An 18,725-nucleotide genomic window follows, 5' to 3' on the forward strand; every position below is an offset into this window, starting at 1 on the left:
CCGGAGCCGGAGCGTGCGATTGACCAGCCGTTCCTGATGCCGATCGAAGACGTATTCTCTATCGCTGGCCGTGGTACTGTAGTTACCGGTCGTGTAGAGCGCGGTATCGTTAAAGTTGGTGAAGAAGTGGAAATCGTTGGTATCAAAGATACCACCAAGACCACCTGTACCGGCGTTGAAATGTTCCGCAAACTGCTGGACGAAGGTCGTGCAGGCGAGAACATCGGTGCACTGCTGCGTGGCGTGAAGCGTGAAGACGTAGAGCGTGGTCAGGTACTGGCCAAGCCGGGCACCATCAAGCCGCACACCAAGTTTGAATCTGAAGTGTACGTGCTGTCCAAAGAAGAAGGTGGTCGTCATACCCCGTTCTTCAAAGGCTACCGTCCGCAGTTCTACTTCCGTACTACCGACGTGACCGGTACCATCGAACTGCCGGAAGGCGTAGAGATGGTAATGCCGGGCGACAACATCAAGATGGTTGTTACCCTGATTGCACCGATCGCAATGGACGACGGCCTGCGTTTCGCTATCCGTGAAGGTGGCCGTACCGTAGGTGCTGGTGTTGTAGCTAAAGTTATCGCTTAATCTTTGGCTTACATAAATAAAGCAAAGCCCCTATAATAGGGGCTTTCTTATGCAGGGGCGTAGTTCGAATTGGTAGAACAGCGGTCTCCAAAACCGATGGTTGCGGGTTCGAGTCCTGCCGCCCCTGCCATATACCTCGTCTCGTACGGGGCTTTTGTGTCTTTGGTTACGTCAGATACAGGTGGGTTGTATGAGTGTTAGTTCTGAGAACCAGGGCGGAAGCAAGGATACCCTGCTTTGGGGCCTGGTTTTCATTATCCTGGTGGCCGCTGTAGTAGGTAATTATCTACTGAGCGATGTTATTGCTGCCGTCCGCGCCTTGGGTGTGGTCATTGTCATCGCTGCTGCCGGTGCAGTAGCCCTGCAAACCACCAAAGGGAAGGCAACACTGGCATTCGCCCGTGAGTCTCGCCTGGAAGTCCGCAAGGTCGTATGGCCAACCCGTCAGGAAGCCATTCAGACAACCCTGATTGTGCTGGCGGTGACCGCCGTGATGGGGCTGCTGCTGTTCGTTCTGGACGGCGCCTTGGTCTGGTTGGTCAACCTGATTACCGGTGTGTAAGGATAAGCCATGACTGAACAACGTGAACAGCGTATGAGATGGTATGTCGTGCAGGCCTTTTCCGGCTATGAAGGCCGTGTCGCCAAATCCCTGCGCGAGCATATCAAGATGCATGGCATGGAAGACATGTTCGGTGAAGTACTGGTCCCGACCGAAGAAGTGGTCGAGATGCGTGCAGGCCAGAAGCGCAAGAGTGAGCGCAAGTTTTTCCCGGGCTATGTCCTGGTTCAGATGATCATGGATGAAACCACATGGCACCTGGTGCGTAACGTACCGCGCGTCATGGGCTTCATCGGCGGTACTTCCGACCGTCCAGCACCGATCTCCGACAAAGAGGCCGATGCCATCCTGAACCGTCTGCAGGATGCCCACGACAAGCCGCGTCCGAAAACCCTGTTTGAACCGGGTGAAATGGTGCGGGTTGCCGATGGTCCGTTTGCCGACTTCAATGGAACCGTTGAAGAGGTGGACTACGAGAAGAGCCGCGTGAAGGTTTCTGTACTGATCTTCGGTCGTTCTACTCCCGTTGAGTTGGATTTCGGTCAGGTCGAAAAGGGCTGATTGATTTCTGTTCACTCAACAGTTGTCAGGGGCGGCGAATATCTCTATAATTCGCTGCCCCTTTATTAGTTGGGGAGCCGTTTGCAGGAGCATGTCTCCGAGGCGCTAGAACCCATTTTTGAGGTAATTTCCTAATGGCTAAGAAAGTCACAGCTTATATCAAGCTGCAGGTTGCTGCTGGTGCAGCCAACCCGTCTCCTCCCGTTGGTCCTGCACTGGGTCAACACGGTGTTAACATCATGGAATTCTGTAAGGCGTTCAACGCTCGTACAGAAAAGCTGGAAAAAGGTTCACCGACCCCGGTCGTGATCACCGTTTACAGCGACCGTTCCTTCACCTTCGAAACCAAGACTCCGCCTGCTTCCTTCCTGCTGAAGAAAGCTGCTGGCATCAAGTCTGGTTCTGCCAAGCCGAACAAAGACAAGGTTGGTAAGGTGACCGTAGCCCAGCTGCAAGAAATCGCCAAGACCAAAGAACCGGATATGACCGGTGCCGATCTGGATGCAAAAGTACGTTGCATCGCAGGCTCCGCTCGTTCCATGGGTCTGGTAGTGGAGGATTAAGACAATGGCTAAACTTTCCAAGCGTATGCGCGTTATTCGCGAAAAAGTTGACGGTACCAAAGAGTACTCCATCAACGAAGCCATTGCCCTGCTGAAAGAACTGGCTACCGCCAAGTTCGTTGAAAGCGTTGACGTTGCTGTCAACCTGGGTATCGACGCTCGTAAATCTGACCAGAACGTACGTGGTGCTACTGTACTGCCGCACGGTACCGGTCGTGATGTTCGCGTTGCCGTATTTACCCAAGGTGCCAATGCCGAAGCAGCTAAAGCTGCCGGTGCTGACCTGGTAGGTATGGATGACCTGGCCGATCTGGTTAAGAAAGGCGAGATGAACTTCGACGTAGTTATCGCATCCCCGGATGCCATGCGCGTTGTTGGTCAACTGGGTCAAATCCTGGGCCCGCGCGGCCTGATGCCGAACCCGAAAGTTGGTACTGTAACTCCTAACGTTGCCGAAGCTGTCAAGAACGCCAAGGCTGGTCAGGTTCGTTACCGTAACGACAAGAATGGTATCATCCATACCACTCTGGGTAAGGTTTCTTTCAACGAAGTTCAGCTGAAAGAAAACTTGGAAGCTCTGCTGGTTGCCCTGAAAAAAGGCAAGCCCTCTTCCGCCAAAGGTCAATTCATCAAGAAAGTCAGCATCTCCACCACCATGGGTGCCGGTGTTGCCGTAGACCAAGCTTCTCTGGAAGCTCAGGCCTAATTGATGGGTTTTACAAGGCGCAAAATTTAATCTATAATTTTGCGCCTTGATTGGTTGGGGGTTTCGACCTCCGTCCAAGACCGCAGGAGGCTGCAAAGCCTTAATGTTTCCTGCGTAGACGGTGCCGGAAACCCAGCGAGAAAGATTCTTTCTCTTCTGGAATCCTGCTACCGCATCGTTCCCCTCTGTTGTAAAGGTAGGGGGGATGTGTCAGTACTGGGTCATTTGACCCGGATTCAATCCAGGAGTTAAGCCAATGGCATTGGGACTCGAAGACAAAAAGGCAATTGTTGCTGAAGTCAACGAAGCTGCCAAAGGCGCTCTTTCTGCAGTTGTTGCCGATTCTCGCGGTGTCACTGTAGACAAGATGACCGTCCTGCGTAAAACCGCTCGTGAAGCCGGTGTGTACATGCGCGTTGTGCGTAACACCCTGCTGCGTCGCGCGGTAGAAGGTACCGAATACGAGTGCCTGAACGACGCATTTACCGGTCCTACCTTGATTGCTTTCTCTAACGAACACCCGGGCGCTGCTGCTCGTCTGTTCAAAGAGTTTGCCAAAGCGAACCAAAAGTTCGAAATCAAGGCTGGCGCTTTTAACGGTGAGTTTATCGCCGCAGCACAAATTGATCGTCTGGCCACGCTGCCGACTTACGACGAAGCAATTGCGAAGTTGATGGCGACTATGAAAGAAGCCTCTGCTGGCAAGCTGGTTCGTACCATCGCTGCTGTGCGTGATCAGAAGCAAGCTGCTGCTTGATTCTCGCCTATTTAGGCTGTTTGAGTTTATTCAACATCAGGAATTTTTGTCATGTCTATCACTAAAGACCAAATCATCGAAGCCGTTGCTTCCATGTCCGTAATGGAAGTTGTTGAGCTGATCGAAGCTATGGAAGAGAAATTCGGTGTTTCTGCCGCTGTTGCTGTTGCTGCCGGTCCGGCCGCTGAAGCAGTAGAAGAGAAGACCGAGTTCGACGTAGTTCTGACTGCTGCCGGTGCCAACAAAGTTGCCGTCATCAAAGCCGTTCGTGGCGCTACCGGTCTGGGCCTGAAAGAAGCCAAAGATCTGGTAGAAGCTGCTCCGGCTAACCTGAAAGAAGCCGTCTCCAAAGACGAAGCTGAAGCTCTGAAGAAAGAGCTGGAAGCTGCCGGTGCTTCTGTTGAGATCAAATAATCTGCATTTATGTAGATTAGCCTGATAAAACAGGCTAGGGCTGGTGAATTTTTGTTCACCAGCCTTTTTGCGCTGTAGACTGAGAGCATTTCACACCGTTTACGACTCTCGGTGCACCAGCAATCCGGACTGTCTTCTTTCGTCCGGGCCAACACAAAACGGTGTTGAGACAGAGCTGTCCCGCGGGACAGAGTGGGTCACTTATCAGCGAGCTGAGGAACCCTATGGTTTACTCTTATACCGAAAAAAAACGCATTCGTAAGGACTTCGGTAAGCGAGACCAGGTACTGGACACGCCTTATCTGTTGTCCATTCAGCTGGACTCCTTCAAGCAGTTCATCGAGGCTGACCCGGAAGGTGAATATGGCCTAGAGGCCGCTTTCCGTAGCGTTTTCCCGATCACCAGTTACTCCGGTAGTGCTGAGCTTCAGTATGTCAGCTATCGCCTGGGTGAGCCGGTATTTGACGTAAAAGAATGCCAGATCCGTGGAGTGACCTACTCCGCGCCGCTGCGTGTCAAGCTTCGTATGGTTCTGTACGACCGTGAAGCAGCTGCCGGCACCGTCAAAGACATCAAGGAACAAGAAGTATACATGGGCGAAATTCCGCTCATGACCGAGAACGGCACCTTTGTTATCAATGGTACCGAGCGGGTTATCGTTTCCCAGCTGCACCGCAGCCCGGGCGTCTTCTTCGACCACGATAAAGGCAAAACACATTCATCCGGTAAGGTGCTGTATAACGCTCGCGTTATCCCCTACCGTGGCTCCTGGCTGGACTTCGAGTTCGATGCGAAAGACAACCTGTTTGTCCGTATCGACCGTCGTCGCAAACTGCCGGCATCCATTATTCTGCGCGCCCTGGACTTCACTTCCGAACAAATCCTGGCCACCTTCTTCGAAACCATCGGTTTCGAGGTCAAAGATGGCAAGTTGATGATGGATCTGGTGCCGGAGCGCCTGCGTGGCGAAACTGCGACCTTCGACATCGTGGCCAATGGTGCCGTGGTTGTTGAAACCGGTCGTCGTGTGACTGCCCGTCACATCCGTCAGTTGGAAAAAGACGCCGTTACCCAGATTGAGGTACCGGTTGAGTACGTTGTTGGCAAAGTTGCAGCCAAGGACTACGCACATCCGCAAACTGGCGAACTGGTAGTGGCAGCCAACCAGGCGCTGAGTCTGGAAGCGATTGCCAACCTGTCCCAGGCCGGCTTCAAGCATTTCGAGGTTCTGTTCACCAACGAACTGGATCACGGTGCCTACATGTCCGAGACCCTGCGCGTCGATTCCAGCACCAACCGTCTGGAAGCGCTGGTAGAAATCTACCGCATGATGCGTCCGGGCGAGCCGCCGACACGTGAAGCAGCAGAGCAGCTGTTCGAAAACCTGTTCTTCTCTGCCGAGCGTTACGACCTGTCTACCGTAGGTCGGATGAAGTTCAACCGCCGTCTGGGTCGTGAAGACGAGACTGGCGCTGGCGTACTGACCAAAGACGATATCGTCGATGTAATGAAGCGCCTGATCGACATCCGTAACGGTAACGACGAAGTGGACGATATCGACCACCTGGGTAACCGTCGTATCCGTTCTGTCGGTGAAATGGCTGAAAACCAGTTCCGCGTCGGTCTGGTGCGTGTCGAGCGTGCGGTCAAGGAGCGTCTCTCCCTGGGCGACCTGGACACCCTGATGCCGCAGGATCTGATCAACGCCAAGCCGATCTCCGCCGCAGTCAAAGAGTTCTTTGGTTCCAGCCAGCTGTCCCAGTTTATGGACCAGAACAACCCGCTCTCCGAAGTGACCCACAAGCGCCGTATCTCTGCGCTGGGCCCGGGCGGTTTGACTCGTGAGCGTGCCGGCTTTGAAGTCCGAGACGTACACCCGACCCACTACGGTCGTCTGTGCCCTATCGAGACTCCTGAAGGTCCGAACATCGGTCTGATCAACTCTCTGTCCGTGTACTCTCGTACCAACGAGTACGGTTTCCTCGAGACCCCGTACCGTAAGGTCATTGACGGTGTGATCACCGACGAAGTGGACTACCTGTCTGCTATTGAAGAAGGCAAGTACGTGATCGCACAGGCTAACGCCGCGACCACCGAAGATGGCCGACTGAAAGATGAATTGATCCCGTGCCGTCACAAAGGTGAATCCACCTTTATGAACGCCGACCAGATCCAGTATATGGACGTGAGCCCGCAGCAGATCGTATCTGTGGCTGCGGCTCTGATCCCGTTCCTGGAACACGATGACGCGAACCGCGCATTGATGGGTTCAAACATGCAACGTCAGGCTGTACCGACTCTGCGTGCTGACAAGCCGCTGGTAGGTACCGGTATGGAACGCGCTGTGGCCGTTGACTCCGGTGTAACCGTAGTGGCCAAGCGTGGCGGCGTAATCGACTATGTCGATGCCTCCCGTATCGTCCTGAAGGTCAATGAAGATGAGCTGATGCCAGGCGAAGCCGGTATCGACATCTACAACCTGACCAAATACACCCGTTCCAACCAGAACACCTGTATCAACCAGCGTCCTTGCGTGATGTTGGGTGAGCCGGTCATGGCTGGCGACGTACTGGCTGACGGCCCGTCCACCGATCTGGGTGAGCTGGCGCTGGGTCAGAACATGCGCGTCGCGTTCATGCCGTGGAACGGTTACAACTTCGAAGACTCGATCCTGGTGAACGAGCGTGTTGTTCAGGAAGATCGCCTGACCACCATCCATATCCAGGAACTGGCCTGTATCTCCCGTGACACCAAGCTGGGTCCGGAAGAGATCACTGCTGACATCCCGAACGTGGGTGAAGCCGCTCTGTCCAAGCTGGACGAGTCCGGTATCGTCTACGTGGGTGCCGAAGTGAAGGGCGGCGACATTCTGGTCGGTAAGGTAACCCCGAAAGGTGAAACCCAGCTGACGCCGGAAGAGAAGCTGCTGCGCGCCATCTTCGGTGAGAAGGCGTCCGATGTGAAGGACTCCTCCCTGCGTGTACCGAACGGTGTGTACGGTACCGTGGTTGACGTGCAAGTCTTTACCCGCGATGGCGTGGAAAAAGACAAGCGCGCCAAAGAAATCGAAGAGATGCAGCTGAAGGAAGCGAAGAAGGACTTGACCGAAGAGTTCAAGATCCTGGAAGACGGCATTTTCGGCCGCTCCCGCAACCTGCTGCTGGCCGCCGGTTACAGCGAAGATCGTCTGAACAAGCTCGATCGCTCCAAGTGGTTTGAACTGGCCATCGAAGACGAAGGCAAGCAGACCGAACTGGAACAGATCGCTGAACAGCACGTTGAGCTGAAAGCCGAGTTCGACAAGAAATTCGAGAACAAGCGTCGCAAGATTATCCAGGGTGATGATCTGGCACCGGGCGTACTGAAAATCGTCAAGGTTTATCTGGCAGTCAAGCGTCGCATCCAGCCGGGTGACAAGATGGCGGGCCGTCACGGTAACAAGGGTGTTATCTCCAAGATCTGTCCGGTCGAGGATATGCCTCATGACGAGTTCGGCCGTCCGGTCGACATCGTACTGAACCCGTTGGGCGTACCATCCCGTATGAACATCGGTCAGATCCTCGAAGTGCACTTGGGCCTTGCGGCCAAGGGTATCGGCGAGAAGATCGATCGCATGGTCAAAGAGCAGCGCGAGCTGCACGAGATGCGCAACTTCCTGCAACAGGTCTATGACCTGGGCGAGAAGGACACCCAGCAAGTGAACATCGCCGAACTGTCTGACGACGACGTACGGACCCTGGTGGGTAACCTGCGTAAGGGTCTGCCGGTTGCTACTCCAGTGTTTGATGGTGCCAAAGAGCGCGAAATCAAAGCCCTGCTGAAGCTGGCCGATCTGCCGGAATCCGGTCAGATTGATCTGTTCGACGGCCGTACCGGTAACCGCTTCGAGCGTAAAGTAACCGTTGGTTACATGTACATGCTCAAGCTGAACCACTTGGTCGACGACAAGATGCACGCGCGTTCTACCGGTTCTTACAGCCTGGTTACCCAGCAGCCGCTGGGTGGTAAGGCTCAGTTCGGTGGTCAGCGTTTCGGTGAGATGGAAGTGTGGGCCCTGGAGGCTTACGGTGCGGCATATACCCTGCAGGAGATGCTGACCGTCAAGTCTGACGATGTGAATGGCCGTACCAAGATGTACAAGAACATCGTGGATGGCGACCACCGTATGGAGCCGGGCATGCCCGAATCCTTCAACGTATTGCTGAAGGAAATCCGCTCTCTGGGTATCAACATCGAGCTGGACGAAGAGTAAGAGCTCGCTCTTATTGTTCGAGAATTGACGTGGGCGCCCCGCTGTTTTGGCAGCCGGGGCGCCGAGGTTAGACTCCTGACAGGGGAAACACGTGAAAGACTTACTCAAGTTTTTGAAGGCTCAGACCAAGACCGAAGAGTTTGACAGCATCAAGATCGGTCTGGCCTCTCCTGACATGATCCGCTCCTGGTCATTCGGTGAGGTCAAAAAGCCTGAGACCATCAACTACCGGACTTTCAAGCCGGAGCGTGATGGTCTGTTCTGCGCCCGTATCTTCGGACCGGTGAAGGACTACGAGTGTCTGTGCGGCAAGTATAAGCGCCTGAAACACCGTGGTGTGATCTGTGAGAAGTGCGGCGTTGAAGTGACCCAGACCAAGGTCCGTCGTGAGCGTATGGGCCACATCGAGCTGGCCAGCCCGACTGCCCACATCTGGTTCCTGAAGTCCCTGCCGTCCCGTATCGGCCTGCTGCTGGACATGACCCTGCGCGACATCGAACGCGTGCTCTACTTCGAATCTTTCGTAGTTATCGAGCCGGGCATGACCAACCTCGAACGCAGCCAGATGCTCTCTGAAGAGCAGTACCTGGATGCGCTGGAAGAGTGGGGCGACGAATTTGACGCCAAGATGGGTGCCGAAGCAATCCTGGCATTGCTGCGCGCCATCGATCTGGAAGGTGAAGTCAAAGCGATGCGTGAGGAGCTGGATCAGACCAACTCCGAGACCAAACGCAAGAAGACCACCAAGCGTCTGAAGCTGATGGAAGCTTTCCTGCAGTCCGGCAACAAGCCGGAGTGGATGATCATGACAGTGCTGCCCGTGCTGCCGCCGGACCTGCGTCCGCTGGTACCGCTGGACGGCGGCCGTTTCGCGACTTCCGATCTGAACGATCTGTACCGTCGCGTGATCAACCGTAACAACCGCTTGAAGCGTCTGCTGGATCTGGCTGCTCCGGACATCATCGTGCGCAACGAAAAGCGTATGCTGCAAGAGTCCGTCGATGCGCTGCTGGATAACGGCCGTCGCGGTCGTGCCATCACCGGTTCCAACAAGCGCCCGCTGAAATCCCTGGCCGACATGATCAAGGGTAAGCAGGGTCGTTTCCGTCAGAACCTGCTCGGTAAGCGTGTCGACTACTCCGGTCGTTCCGTTATCACCGTAGGCCCGACTCTGCGTCTGCATCAGTGCGGTCTGCCGAAGAAGATGGCGCTGGAACTGTTCAAGCCGTTCATCTATGGCAAGCTGGAAACCCGCGGTCTGGCGACCACTATCAAGGCCGCCAAGAAGATGGTGGAGCGCGAAGAAGCTGTCGTTTGGGATATCCTGGACGAAGTGATCCGCGAACATCCGGTTCTGCTGAACCGTGCACCGACTCTGCACCGTCTGGGTATCCAGGCATTCGAACCGACTCTGGTCGAAGGCAAGGCAATCCAGCTGCACCCGCTCGTTTGTGCTGCGTATAACGCGGACTTCGATGGTGACCAGATGGCGGTTCACGTACCGCTGACCCTGGAAGCCCAGCTGGAAGCGCGTGCGCTGATGATGTCTACCAACAACATCCTGTCGCCAGCCTCCGGTGAGCCGATCATCGTTCCTTCTCAGGACGTGGTCTTGGGTCTGTACTACATGACCCGCGCCCGCATCAATGCGAAGGGTGAAGGTATGGTGCTGTCCGGCCCGAAAGAGGCCGAGAAAGTGTACCGTGCTGGTCTGGCCGACCTGCATGCTCGCGTCAAGTGCCGCATCACCGAGTACGTGAAGAACGAAGACGGTGAGCTGGTTGCCAAGACCGAGATGAAGAACACCACCGTTGGTCGTGCGATCCTGAGCCTGATCCTGCCGAAAGGTATGGAATACGCCCTGATCGACGAGCCGAAGGTGCTGACTGCTGCCGAGCAGGCCGATCTGGAAGCCAATCCGCAGAACTGGATCAAATGCGTATCCAACAAGGCGCTGGGCAAAAAGCTCATCTCCCGTCTGCTGAACACCTGCTATCGCAAGCAGGGGCTGAAGGACACCGTTATCTTCGCTGACCAGCTGATGTATACCGGTTTCCACTACGCGGCGCTGTCCGGTGCTTCCGTTGGTATCGATGACATGGTCATCCCGGATGCCAAGAAAGACATCATCGCGTCTGCCGAAGCCGAAGTTGCCGAGATCCAGGATCAGTTCCTGTCCGGTCTGGTAACTGCGGGCGAACGTTACAACAAGGTTATCGATATCTGGGCCAGCGCCAACGAGCGCGTCTCCAAGGCCATGATGGAGAACTTGTCCAAAGAGCGTAACGTCAACTCGCTGGGTGAAGAAGAAGAGCAGGCCTCGTTCAACAGCATCTTTATGATGGCCGACTCTGGTGCGCGTGGTTCCGCCGCTCAGATCCGTCAGCTGGCCGGTATGCGTGGCCTGATGGCCAAGCCAGATGGCTCCATCATCGAGACCCCGATCATCGCGAACTTCCGCGAAGGTCTGAACGTACTGCAGTACTTTATCTCTACCCACGGTGCTCGTAAGGGTCTGGCGGATACTGCACTGAAGACTGCGAACTCCGGTTACCTGACTCGTCGTCTGGTAGACGTGGCGCAGGACATGGTGATCACCGAGGACGATTGCGGCACTACCGACGGTCTGTGGATGACTCCTCTGATCGAGGGTGGCGACGTGGTCGAGCCGCTGCGTGAGCGCGTGCTGGGTCGTGTGGTGGCAGAAGATGTCATCAAGCCGGGTACCGAGGACGAGATCCTGGTTGCTCGCAACACCCTGCTCGACGAGCAACTGTGTGACCTGCTGGAACGCAACTCCGTTGACCGTGTGAAGGTACGTTCTGCCATCACCTGTGAAACCGACTTCGGTAACTGTGCTCACTGCTACGGCCGTGATCTGGCCCGTGGTCACCTGGTTAACAAGGGTGAGGCTGTCGGTGTTATCGCCGCCCAGTCCATCGGTGAACCGGGTACCCAGCTGACGATGCGTACGTTCCACATCGGTGGTGCTGCATCTCGTGCCGCTGCTGAAAGCAGCATCCAGGTCAAGAACACAGGTACCATCAAGCTGCAGAACGCCAAGTTCGTTCACAACAGCGATGACAAACTGGTTATCACCTCACGTTCTACCGAACTGACCATCATGGACGACATGGGCCGTACCAAGGAGAGCCACAAGCTGCCTTACGGTTCTGTGCTGGAAGTGAAGGACGGCCAGGCCGTGAGTGCTGGCGAGACCGTTGCCAATTGGGATCCGCACACCCACCCGATCATCACCGAAGTGGCAGGTCGCCTGCAGTTCGAACACATGATCGATGGTGTGACCATCACTCGTCAGACCGACGAGCTGACCGGTCTCTCTTCTATCGTTGTTCTGGACGTCAACGAGCGTCCGAGCGCCGGTAAAGAGATGCGTCCGACCGTTAAACTGGTCGACCTGAACGGCAAAGACGTGATGATCCCGGGTACCGATGTAGCCGCCCAGTACTTCCTGCCGGGCAAGGCGATCGTGAACCTGGAAGATGGTGCCAACGTGGGCGTGGGTGACGCGGTAGCGCGTATCCCGCAAGAGTCCGGCGGTACCAAGGACATCACCGGTGGTCTGCCGCGCGTTGCGGATCTGTTCGAAGCACGTCAACCGAAGGAACCGGCAATTCTGGCCGAGATCTCCGGTACCATCTCCTTCGGGAAAGAGACCAAGGGCAAACGCCGTCTGGTCATCACCCCGACCGATGGTGGCAACGTCTACGAAGAGATGATTCCGAAGTGGCGTAACCTGAACGTGTTCGAAGGTGAAAAAGTTGAGAAGGGTGAAGTGCTGGCGGACGGTCCTGAGTCTGCTCACGACATCCTGCGTCTGCGCGGTATCAGCCCGGTCGCCAACTACATCGCCAACGAAGTGCAGGACGTTTACCGTCTGCAAGGCGTTAAGATCAACGACAAGCACATCGAAGTCATCGTTCGTCAGATGCTGCGCAAGTGCGAGATCCTGAGCGCTGGCGATACCGATCTGATCGAAGGCGAACAGGTTGAAGTTGCTCGTGTGAAGATTGCCAACCGTAAGCTGGTTGCCGAGGGCAAGACCCCTGCGACCTACCGTCATGTACTGATGGGTATTACCAAGGCATCTCTGAGCACCGAGTCCTTCATCTCCGCGGCTTCCTTCCAGGAAACCACTCGAGTTCTGACCGAAGCCGCCGTTGGTGGCAAGCGTGACGAACTGCGTGGCCTGAAAGAGAACGTCATCGTGGGTCGTCTGATCCCGGCTGGTACCGGCTTTGCCTACCACCATAGCCGGATCAACCAGCGTGCTGCCGCAGCTCGTGCTGTTGGTACCCCGCAGGTGACCGCTGATGAAGCAGAGCAGAACCTGGCGGATCTGCTGAACGCAGCCGGTAGCTTCGACGAAGAGTAACTCGTCATCCGTGATTGAAAAGGGCTCCTTCAAGGAGCCCTTTTTGTTGGCCAATTCCTCGGCAAAGGTAGACGCAGCGCGGGTTTCAGGATGATCCAGAGCAAAGTTGTAGAGTAAAAAATCAAAAAAAGTTGACTTTACTCCCCTGCAATTTAAAACTCGGGAAAGTTGAATGGTTATTACAGGGGTAGAACATGACTGTCGGTATCGAGGAAGCTATGCTTCCCGAAGAACAGCTGATCAGCCGCACTTTTACAGATGAAGACAGGGAATTGTTGCGCTCATACGATGGGCTCATCGATGGCTTGGCCGAGCTGTTCGGCAAGCATTGTGAAGTGGTCCTCCACTCCCTGGAAAATCTGCACGAGTCGGTGATCAAGATCGCCAACGGCTTCAATACCGGACGTACCCTCGGGGCGCCTATCACCGATCTCGCCCTGCGCATGCTCAAGGACATCGAGAGCACCGGCCAGGATTACACCCAGAGCTATTTCGCTCGCAGCCGTACCGGCGCGCTGATGAAGTCGAGCACCATCGCCATTCGCAACAGCGAGCGGCAAGTAGTGGGGCTTATTTGCATCAACCTGCACATCAATGCGCCTTTCCACGAGTTCGTGGCCGAATTTTTCCCGACGCCCCAGCAGGCGGCGCGTCAGTCACCAGAGACCTTCGCCAACAGCGTGGAAGAGCTGGTTGCCCAGACGGTGGATAACACCATCGACGAGATCAATCGCGATCCCACCGTGGCCAACAATGCCAAGAATCGCTTCATCGTGACCCAGCTGTTCGAGAAGGGCATTTTCGACATCAAGGATTCGATCAATCTGGTGGCGGACAAACTCAATATTTCAAAACATACCGTTTATCTTTACATCCGACAGCGCAAGCAGGGTGAAGACGAGAACGAGTAACTCATTCCAGAAGGGGATAGATGAATGGCTAAAGAAGTGATTGCAACCGACAAGGCGCCTGCCGCGATTGGTCCGTATGTTCAGGCTACCAAGGTTGGCGAGATGATCTTCACCTCCGGGCAGATCCCGCTCGATCCTACCACCATGGAAATCGTGGCTGGCGGCATCGAAGAGCAGGCCGAACGGGTGATGAAGAATCTGGTTGCCGTGTTGCACGCTGCGGGTGCTGATGCCAGCAAAGTGGTCAAAACCACCTGCTTCCTGAGTGACATGAACAACTTCGTTGCCTTCAATCAGGTCTATGCCCGCTACTTTGGCGATGCAGCACCAGCCCGCTCCTGCGTGGAGGTGGCTCGTCTGCCGAAAGATGTGCTGGTCGAGGTCGAGGCGATTGCCCATCTCTGATCAACAGATCGAATCAAGCCCCTCCTGGCAGGGGCTTTTTTGTTTTTGGCGTAAAATGGACCGGGTCAGCACAGGAGTCCTGCTATGAGTCTGAGTTTTGCCATTCTGGTCACGGGGCCTGCCTATGGCACCCAGTCGGCCAGCACAGCCTATCGCTTTGCCCGCACCCTGTTGGCACAGGGGCATACCTTGTCCCACCTGTTCTTCTATCAGGACGGGGTCTGCAACGGCAACGGTTTGCATCTGCCTGCATCCGATGAGACTGACCTGGTGCGTCTGTGGCGAGAGCTGGCAGAAGAGCAGGGGATCCGTATCGATGTCTGTGTCGCCGCCGCCATGCGGCGCGGTGTGCTCGATGAGCAGGAGGCCAAGGGGGCAGGGCAGACACACTTCAATCTGCAAGCGCCATTTTGCCTGAGCGGTCTGGGCCAGTTGGCCGAGGCGGCGCTCACCGCCGATCGGCTGGTTCAGTTCTAGGGGGAGTCATGAGCAAGAAAATCGCCTTTATCTGCAGTCGTGGCCCCCATGGCCATGCCGCCGGTCGGGAAGGGTTGGATGCCCTGCTGGCCACCTCGGCCATGACCGATGAGCTGGCCCTCTTCCTAATTGGGGACGGCGTGCTGCAACTGCTCAAGGAGCAGCAACCTGCCGCCATTTTGCAGCGCCACTACGCGCCCACCTTCAAAATGCTGGAACTCTACGATATCGAAGAGGTCTACGTTTGTGCTGACTCGCTGGCAGAGCGTGGCGTGACAGTGGATGATCTGCTGATCCCCGTCGAGAGTCTGCCGCGCCAGGAACTGGCTCGGCGCTGGGCACAATATTCGACTCACATCAGCTTTTGAGGTCTCCATGTTGCATCTGATATTGAACTCCCCCTTTCAGAGTCAGGCTCTGGCAGAGGCGCTCTCATACCTTCAGCCCGAGGATGAGCTGGTACTGATGCAGGATGCCGTGATTGCGGCATCGGCTCCCCAGTGGAGCGCGCGGCTGGCGGGTATCCCGCTTTATGTGATGCAGGAAGATCTGCAAGCTCGCGGTTTGCAGCATCGGGTGGGCAATGTGCTCGATATGGCGGGTCTGGTGGCACTGATTGCGCAAAAAGGTTCCCCGCGCACCTGGGGTGGCTGAGAAGCATATTTTCAAGAAAATTCAAGGTGATGTCATGAAATCAAACGGATCCGAATTGCCCTTTTGTGACGCAAATTGTATAAATCTTGACTCCCCAGACAACAGGGCATAAAATTTCGCGTCCCCGTATCTGCGGGGAGGATTTTCCACACGTTTATGAAGTCATTATCAGGAGCCTTTTGATGGCAACTATTAACCAGTTGGTTCGCAAGCCACGCATCAAGCTCGTTGTGAAAAGCAACGTGCCGGCGCTGGAAGCGTGCCCTCAGAAGCGTGGCGTATGCACTCGTGTATATACCACCACCCCGAAGAAGCCTAACTCTGCACTGCGTAAAGTGTGCCGTGTACGTCTGACCAACGGCTTCGAAGTCACCTCCTACATCGGTGGTGAAGGTCACAACCTGCAAGAGCACTCTGTTGTTCTGATCCGTGGCGGTCGTGTAAAAGACTTGCCAGGTGTTCGTTATCACACCGTTCGTGGTGCGTTGGACTGTGCCGGTGTTAAAGACCGTAAGCAGGCTCGCTCCAAGTATGGCGTGAAGCGTCCTAAAGCTTAATGGTTCTCCGTTAAGTAAGGCCAAACGTTAATTCGTTTCTAGTTAGATAGCTTTCTAGTTTTGGGTAATCCCTGAAGTTACGGAGAATTTGAAATGCCAAGACGTCGTGTTGTTGGTCAGCGTAAAATCCTGCCAGATCCCAAGTTCGGATCAGAGCTGCTGGCTAAATTTGTCAACGTAGTAATGGTTGACGGTAAGAAATCTGTTGCAGAAGCCATTGTTTATGGCGCCCTGGACATCATTGCCACCAAATCTGGCAAAGAGCACCTGGCCGTATTCGAAGAAGCTCTGGATAACATTCGTCCGGCGGTCGAGGTTAAATCTCGTCGCGTCGGTGGTGCAACCTATCAGGTGCCGGTAGAAGTTCGTCCGGTACGTCGCAATGCCCTGGCAATGCGCTGGTTGGTTGATGCCGCTCGTAAACGTGGTGAAAAATCAATGGCTCAGCGTCTGGCTGGCGAGCTGCTGGATGCCGCTGACAATAAGGGTTCGTCTGTCAAGAAACGTGAAGACGTTCACCGTATGGCTGAAGCGAACAAAGCCTTCGCTCACTTCCGCTGGTAATCCGCTTGCGCAGGGTCTTTTGACTCTGCGCACCTTTAATTATCTAGGGACAAGCGCCTTAGTAAGAGGATGACAATGGCTCGTACAACCCCCATTGAGCGTTATCGTAACATCGGTATCTCCGCTCACATTGACGCCGGTAAGACTACTACTACCGAGCGCGTACTGTTTTACACCGGTGTAAGTCACAAGATCGGTGAAGTTCACGATGGCGCTGCCACCATGGACTGGATGGAACAGGAACAAGAGCGTGGTATCACCATCACCTCCGCCGCGACCACCGCTTTCTGGTCCGGTATGGGTAAACAGTTCCAACCGCACCGTATCAACATCATCGATACCCCGGGCCACGTTGACTTTACTATCGAAGTAGAGCGTTCAATGCGTGTTCTGGACGGTGCCGTGATGGTGTACTGTGCTGTAGGTGGCGTACAGCCACAGTCTGAAACCGTATGGCGTCAGGCTAACAAGTACAAGGTTCCCCGTATTGCGTTCGTCAACAAGATGGACCGTACCGGTGCCAACTTCCTGCGTTGTGTTGAGCACATCAAGACCCGTCTGAAAGGTACTCCGGTTCCCCTTCAGCTGAACATCGGCTCTGAAGAGAACTTCAAGGGCGTTGTTGACCTGGTCAAGATGAAGGCCATCAACTGGAACGAAGCTGACCAGGGCGTATCCTTCGATTACGAAGACGTCCCGGCCGAGTTGCTGGAACAGGCGCAAGAAATGCGCATGAATCTGGTTGAAGCCGCTGCTGAAGCGTCTGAAGACCTGATGGAAAAATACCTGGGCGGCGAAGAGCTGACCGAGGAAGAGATCAAAGGTGCTCTGCGTCAGCGCGTGCTGAACAACGAAATCATCCTGGTAACCTGTGGCTCCGCGTTCAAGAACAAGGGCGTACAGGCCATGCTGGATGCCGTGATCGAGTACCTGCCGGCTCCGACCGACGTTGCTGCTATCGACGGCCTGAAAATGGACGGCGAGACCAAAGACGAGCGTCACGCTTCCGATGACGAGCCGTTCTCTGCTCTGGCGTTCAAGATCGCTACCGACCCGTTCGTTGGTAACCTGACCTTCTTCCGTGTCTACTCTGGCGTGATCAACTCCGGTGACACCGTGCTGAACTCCGTCAAGGACAAGCGCGAGCGTTTTGGCCGTATCGTTCAGATGCATGCCAACAAGCGTGAAGAGATCAAAGAAGTACGCGCTGGTGACATCGCTGCTGCCATCGGTCTGAAAGACGTGACCACTGGTGACACCCTGTGTGACCCGAACGCACCGATCATCCTCGAGCGTATGGAATTCCCGGAGCCGGTAATTTCTATCGCGGTTGAGCCGAAAACCAAGGCTGACCAGGAGAAGATGGGTCTGGCTCTGGGCCGTCTGGCTCAGGAAGATCCGTCCTTCCGCGTATGGACTGACGAAGAGTCAGGTCAAACCATCATCGCTGGTATGGGTGAGCTGCACCTGGACATCATCGTTGACCGTATGCGTCGCGAGTTCAAGGTTGAAGCCAACGTAGGTAAGCCGCAGGTTGCCTACCGTGAAACCATCCGTACCACAGTTAAAGACATCGAAGGCAAGCATGCCAAGCAGTCTGGTGGTCGCGGTCAGTACGGTCATGTTGTTATCGACATGTACCCGCTGGAAGAAGGCAAAGCATACGAATTCGTCAACGACATCAAAGGTGGTGTCATTCCTGGTGAATTCATCCCGGGTGTTGATAAAGGTATCCGTGAGCAGCTCAAATCTGGTCCGCTGGCTGGTTACCCGGTTATGGATCTGGGTGTGCGTCTGCACTTCGGTTCTTACCACGATGTCGACTCTTCCGAACTGGCGTTCAAGATCGCTGCTTCCATGGCCTTTAAGGCTGGCTTCATGAAGGCCAACCCGGTTCTGCTCGAACCGATCATGAAAGTAGAAGTTGAAACTCCGGAAGATTACATGGGCGACGTTATCGGTGACCTGAACCGTCGTCGTGGCCTGATCGAAGGTATGGAAGATGGCCCGTCCGGCAAGATCGTACGTGCTCTGGTGCCGCTGGCCGAAATGTTCGGTTATGCAACTGCACTGCGTTCCGCTACCCAGGGTCGCGCTTCCTACGCCATGGAATTCGCCAAGTATCACGATGCACCGACCAACGTTGCACAAGCCGTGATCGAAGAGCGCAAATCCAAGTAATTTAAGATTCCCCGCCTACGACGGTAGGCGGGTTTAACCTAGAAGGACTACGTCGTGTCTAAAGAAAAATTTGAGCGTAATAAACCGCACGTAAACGTCGGCACCATCGGCCACGTTGACCACGGTAAAACCACCCTGACTGCAGCTATCACCAACGTGCTGGCCAAGCACTTCGGTGG

At 55.1% G+C, this 18,725-nt stretch carries 18 protein-coding genes and 1 tRNA gene; all 19 read left to right on the forward strand.

Annotated features, from left to right (window positions below):
* On the forward strand, positions 1-585 hold a 585-nt coding region (locus tag G5380_RS20280; protein WP_421179904.1), incomplete at its 5' end, for an EF-Tu/IF-2/RF-3 family GTPase.
* 53 nt (positions 586-638) lie between these two features.
* Positions 639-715: transfer RNA gene (locus tag G5380_RS20285), tRNA-Trp, on the forward strand.
* A gap of 60 nt (positions 716-775) precedes the next feature.
* The gene (secE, locus tag G5380_RS20290) at positions 776-1,147 is read left to right on the forward strand and encodes a preprotein translocase subunit SecE (RefSeq protein WP_005341843.1); all 372 of its coding nucleotides are present in this window, start codon (positions 776-778) and stop codon (positions 1,145-1,147) included.
* A gap of 33 nt (positions 1,148-1,180) precedes the next feature.
* Complete coding sequence (gene nusG, locus G5380_RS20295; protein WP_019840195.1) at positions 1,181-1,708, forward strand: transcription termination/antitermination protein NusG; 528 nt, start codon at positions 1,181-1,183, stop codon at positions 1,706-1,708.
* Between the two features lie 134 nt (positions 1,709-1,842).
* Positions 1,843-2,271: a 50S ribosomal protein L11 gene (gene rplK / locus G5380_RS20300; RefSeq protein ID WP_026456244.1), complete on the forward strand. Its 429-nt coding sequence runs from the start codon at positions 1,843-1,845 to the stop codon at positions 2,269-2,271.
* A 4-nt stretch (positions 2,272-2,275) separates the two neighbouring features.
* The gene (gene rplA / locus G5380_RS20305) at positions 2,276-2,977 is read left to right on the forward strand and encodes a 50S ribosomal protein L1 (RefSeq protein ID WP_005339888.1); all 702 of its coding nucleotides are present in this window, start codon (positions 2,276-2,278) and stop codon (positions 2,975-2,977) included.
* A 256-nt stretch (positions 2,978-3,233) separates the two neighbouring features.
* Positions 3,234-3,734: a 50S ribosomal protein L10 gene (rplJ, locus tag G5380_RS20310; RefSeq protein WP_216952230.1), complete on the forward strand. Its 501-nt coding sequence runs from the start codon at positions 3,234-3,236 to the stop codon at positions 3,732-3,734.
* A gap of 51 nt (positions 3,735-3,785) precedes the next feature.
* Positions 3,786-4,148, forward strand: a complete 363-nt coding sequence (gene rplL / locus G5380_RS20315) for a 50S ribosomal protein L7/L12 (protein ID WP_005341840.1) — start codon at positions 3,786-3,788, stop codon at positions 4,146-4,148.
* A 224-nt stretch (positions 4,149-4,372) separates the two neighbouring features.
* The gene (gene rpoB, locus G5380_RS20320) at positions 4,373-8,401 is read left to right on the forward strand and encodes a DNA-directed RNA polymerase subunit beta (protein ID WP_421173225.1); all 4,029 of its coding nucleotides are present in this window, start codon (positions 4,373-4,375) and stop codon (positions 8,399-8,401) included.
* Positions 8,402-8,492: 91 nt separating this feature from the next.
* The gene (gene rpoC, locus G5380_RS20325) at positions 8,493-12,797 is read left to right on the forward strand and encodes a DNA-directed RNA polymerase subunit beta' (protein ID WP_270906242.1); all 4,305 of its coding nucleotides are present in this window, start codon (positions 8,493-8,495) and stop codon (positions 12,795-12,797) included.
* A 194-nt stretch (positions 12,798-12,991) separates the two neighbouring features.
* On the forward strand, positions 12,992-13,708 hold the full coding sequence (locus tag G5380_RS20330; RefSeq protein ID WP_005339902.1) for a helix-turn-helix transcriptional regulator: 717 nt from the start codon (positions 12,992-12,994) through the stop codon (positions 13,706-13,708).
* 24 nt (positions 13,709-13,732) lie between these two features.
* Positions 13,733-14,113 (forward strand): RidA family protein, encoded by a 381-nt coding sequence (locus tag G5380_RS20335; protein ID WP_421209069.1) that lies wholly within the window; start codon positions 13,733-13,735, stop codon positions 14,111-14,113.
* Positions 14,114-14,197: 84 nt separating this feature from the next.
* Positions 14,198-14,590 (forward strand): sulfurtransferase complex subunit TusD, encoded by a 393-nt coding sequence (gene tusD, locus G5380_RS20340; protein ID WP_159158030.1) that lies wholly within the window; start codon positions 14,198-14,200, stop codon positions 14,588-14,590.
* Between the two features lie 8 nt (positions 14,591-14,598).
* Entirely contained in the window at positions 14,599-14,958 is a 360-nt protein-coding gene (gene tusC / locus G5380_RS20345; protein WP_421209068.1) for a sulfurtransferase complex subunit TusC, read from the forward strand.
* Between the two features lie 7 nt (positions 14,959-14,965).
* The gene (tusB, locus tag G5380_RS20350) at positions 14,966-15,244 is read left to right on the forward strand and encodes a sulfurtransferase complex subunit TusB (RefSeq protein ID WP_005339909.1); all 279 of its coding nucleotides are present in this window, start codon (positions 14,966-14,968) and stop codon (positions 15,242-15,244) included.
* Between the two features lie 182 nt (positions 15,245-15,426).
* Positions 15,427-15,801, forward strand: a complete 375-nt coding sequence (gene rpsL / locus G5380_RS20355; RefSeq protein WP_005306278.1) for a 30S ribosomal protein S12 — start codon at positions 15,427-15,429, stop codon at positions 15,799-15,801.
* 93 nt (positions 15,802-15,894) lie between these two features.
* The gene (rpsG, locus tag G5380_RS20360; protein WP_005339911.1) at positions 15,895-16,365 is read left to right on the forward strand and encodes a 30S ribosomal protein S7; all 471 of its coding nucleotides are present in this window, start codon (positions 15,895-15,897) and stop codon (positions 16,363-16,365) included.
* Positions 16,366-16,440: 75 nt separating this feature from the next.
* Positions 16,441-18,546 carry an elongation factor G gene (fusA, locus tag G5380_RS20365; RefSeq protein ID WP_021229318.1) on the forward strand — a complete coding sequence of 702 codons (2,106 nt, stop codon included), beginning with the start codon at positions 16,441-16,443 and terminating at the stop codon, positions 18,544-18,546.
* 54 nt (positions 18,547-18,600) lie between these two features.
* Positions 18,601-18,725, forward strand: a 125-nt coding sequence (locus tag G5380_RS20370; protein ID WP_234887766.1) for a GTP-binding protein, incomplete at its 3' end; no start/stop codon positions are given.

The sequence above is a fragment of the Aeromonas sp. 604443 genome (assembly GCF_049170315.1).
In the GTDB taxonomy this organism is placed as follows: Bacteria; Pseudomonadota; Gammaproteobacteria; order Enterobacterales; family Aeromonadaceae; genus Aeromonas; species Aeromonas veronii_A.

What these genes read in the sequence shown, in the direction of transcription:
- rplK (WP_026456244.1), top strand. Translation starts at nt 1,843, where the DNA reads ATGGCTAAGAAAGTCACAGCTTATATCAAGCTGCAGGTTGCTGCTGGT.
- rplL (WP_005341840.1), top strand. Translation starts at nt 3,786, where the DNA reads ATGTCTATCACTAAAGACCAAATCATCGAAGCCGTTGCTTCCATGTCC.
- tusB (WP_005339909.1), top strand. Translation starts at nt 14,966, where the DNA reads ATGTTGCATCTGATATTGAACTCCCCCTTTCAGAGTCAGGCTCTGGCA.
- rplA (WP_005339888.1), top strand. Translation starts at nt 2,276, where the DNA reads ATGGCTAAACTTTCCAAGCGTATGCGCGTTATTCGCGAAAAAGTTGAC.
- secE (WP_005341843.1), top strand. Translation starts at nt 776, where the DNA reads ATGAGTGTTAGTTCTGAGAACCAGGGCGGAAGCAAGGATACCCTGCTT.
- rpoB (WP_421173225.1), top strand. Translation starts at nt 4,373, where the DNA reads ATGGTTTACTCTTATACCGAAAAAAAACGCATTCGTAAGGACTTCGGT.
- G5380_RS20330 (WP_005339902.1), top strand. Translation starts at nt 12,992, where the DNA reads ATGACTGTCGGTATCGAGGAAGCTATGCTTCCCGAAGAACAGCTGATC.
- rplJ (WP_216952230.1), top strand. Translation starts at nt 3,234, where the DNA reads ATGGCATTGGGACTCGAAGACAAAAAGGCAATTGTTGCTGAAGTCAAC.
- rpsG (WP_005339911.1), top strand. Translation starts at nt 15,895, where the DNA reads ATGCCAAGACGTCGTGTTGTTGGTCAGCGTAAAATCCTGCCAGATCCC.
- tusD (WP_159158030.1), top strand. Translation starts at nt 14,198, where the DNA reads ATGAGTCTGAGTTTTGCCATTCTGGTCACGGGGCCTGCCTATGGCACC.
- tusC (WP_421209068.1), top strand. Translation starts at nt 14,599, where the DNA reads ATGAGCAAGAAAATCGCCTTTATCTGCAGTCGTGGCCCCCATGGCCAT.
- rpsL (WP_005306278.1), top strand. Translation starts at nt 15,427, where the DNA reads ATGGCAACTATTAACCAGTTGGTTCGCAAGCCACGCATCAAGCTCGTT.
- G5380_RS20335 (WP_421209069.1), top strand. Translation starts at nt 13,733, where the DNA reads ATGGCTAAAGAAGTGATTGCAACCGACAAGGCGCCTGCCGCGATTGGT.
- nusG (WP_019840195.1), top strand. Translation starts at nt 1,181, where the DNA reads ATGAGATGGTATGTCGTGCAGGCCTTTTCCGGCTATGAAGGCCGTGTC.
- fusA (WP_021229318.1), top strand. Translation starts at nt 16,441, where the DNA reads ATGGCTCGTACAACCCCCATTGAGCGTTATCGTAACATCGGTATCTCC.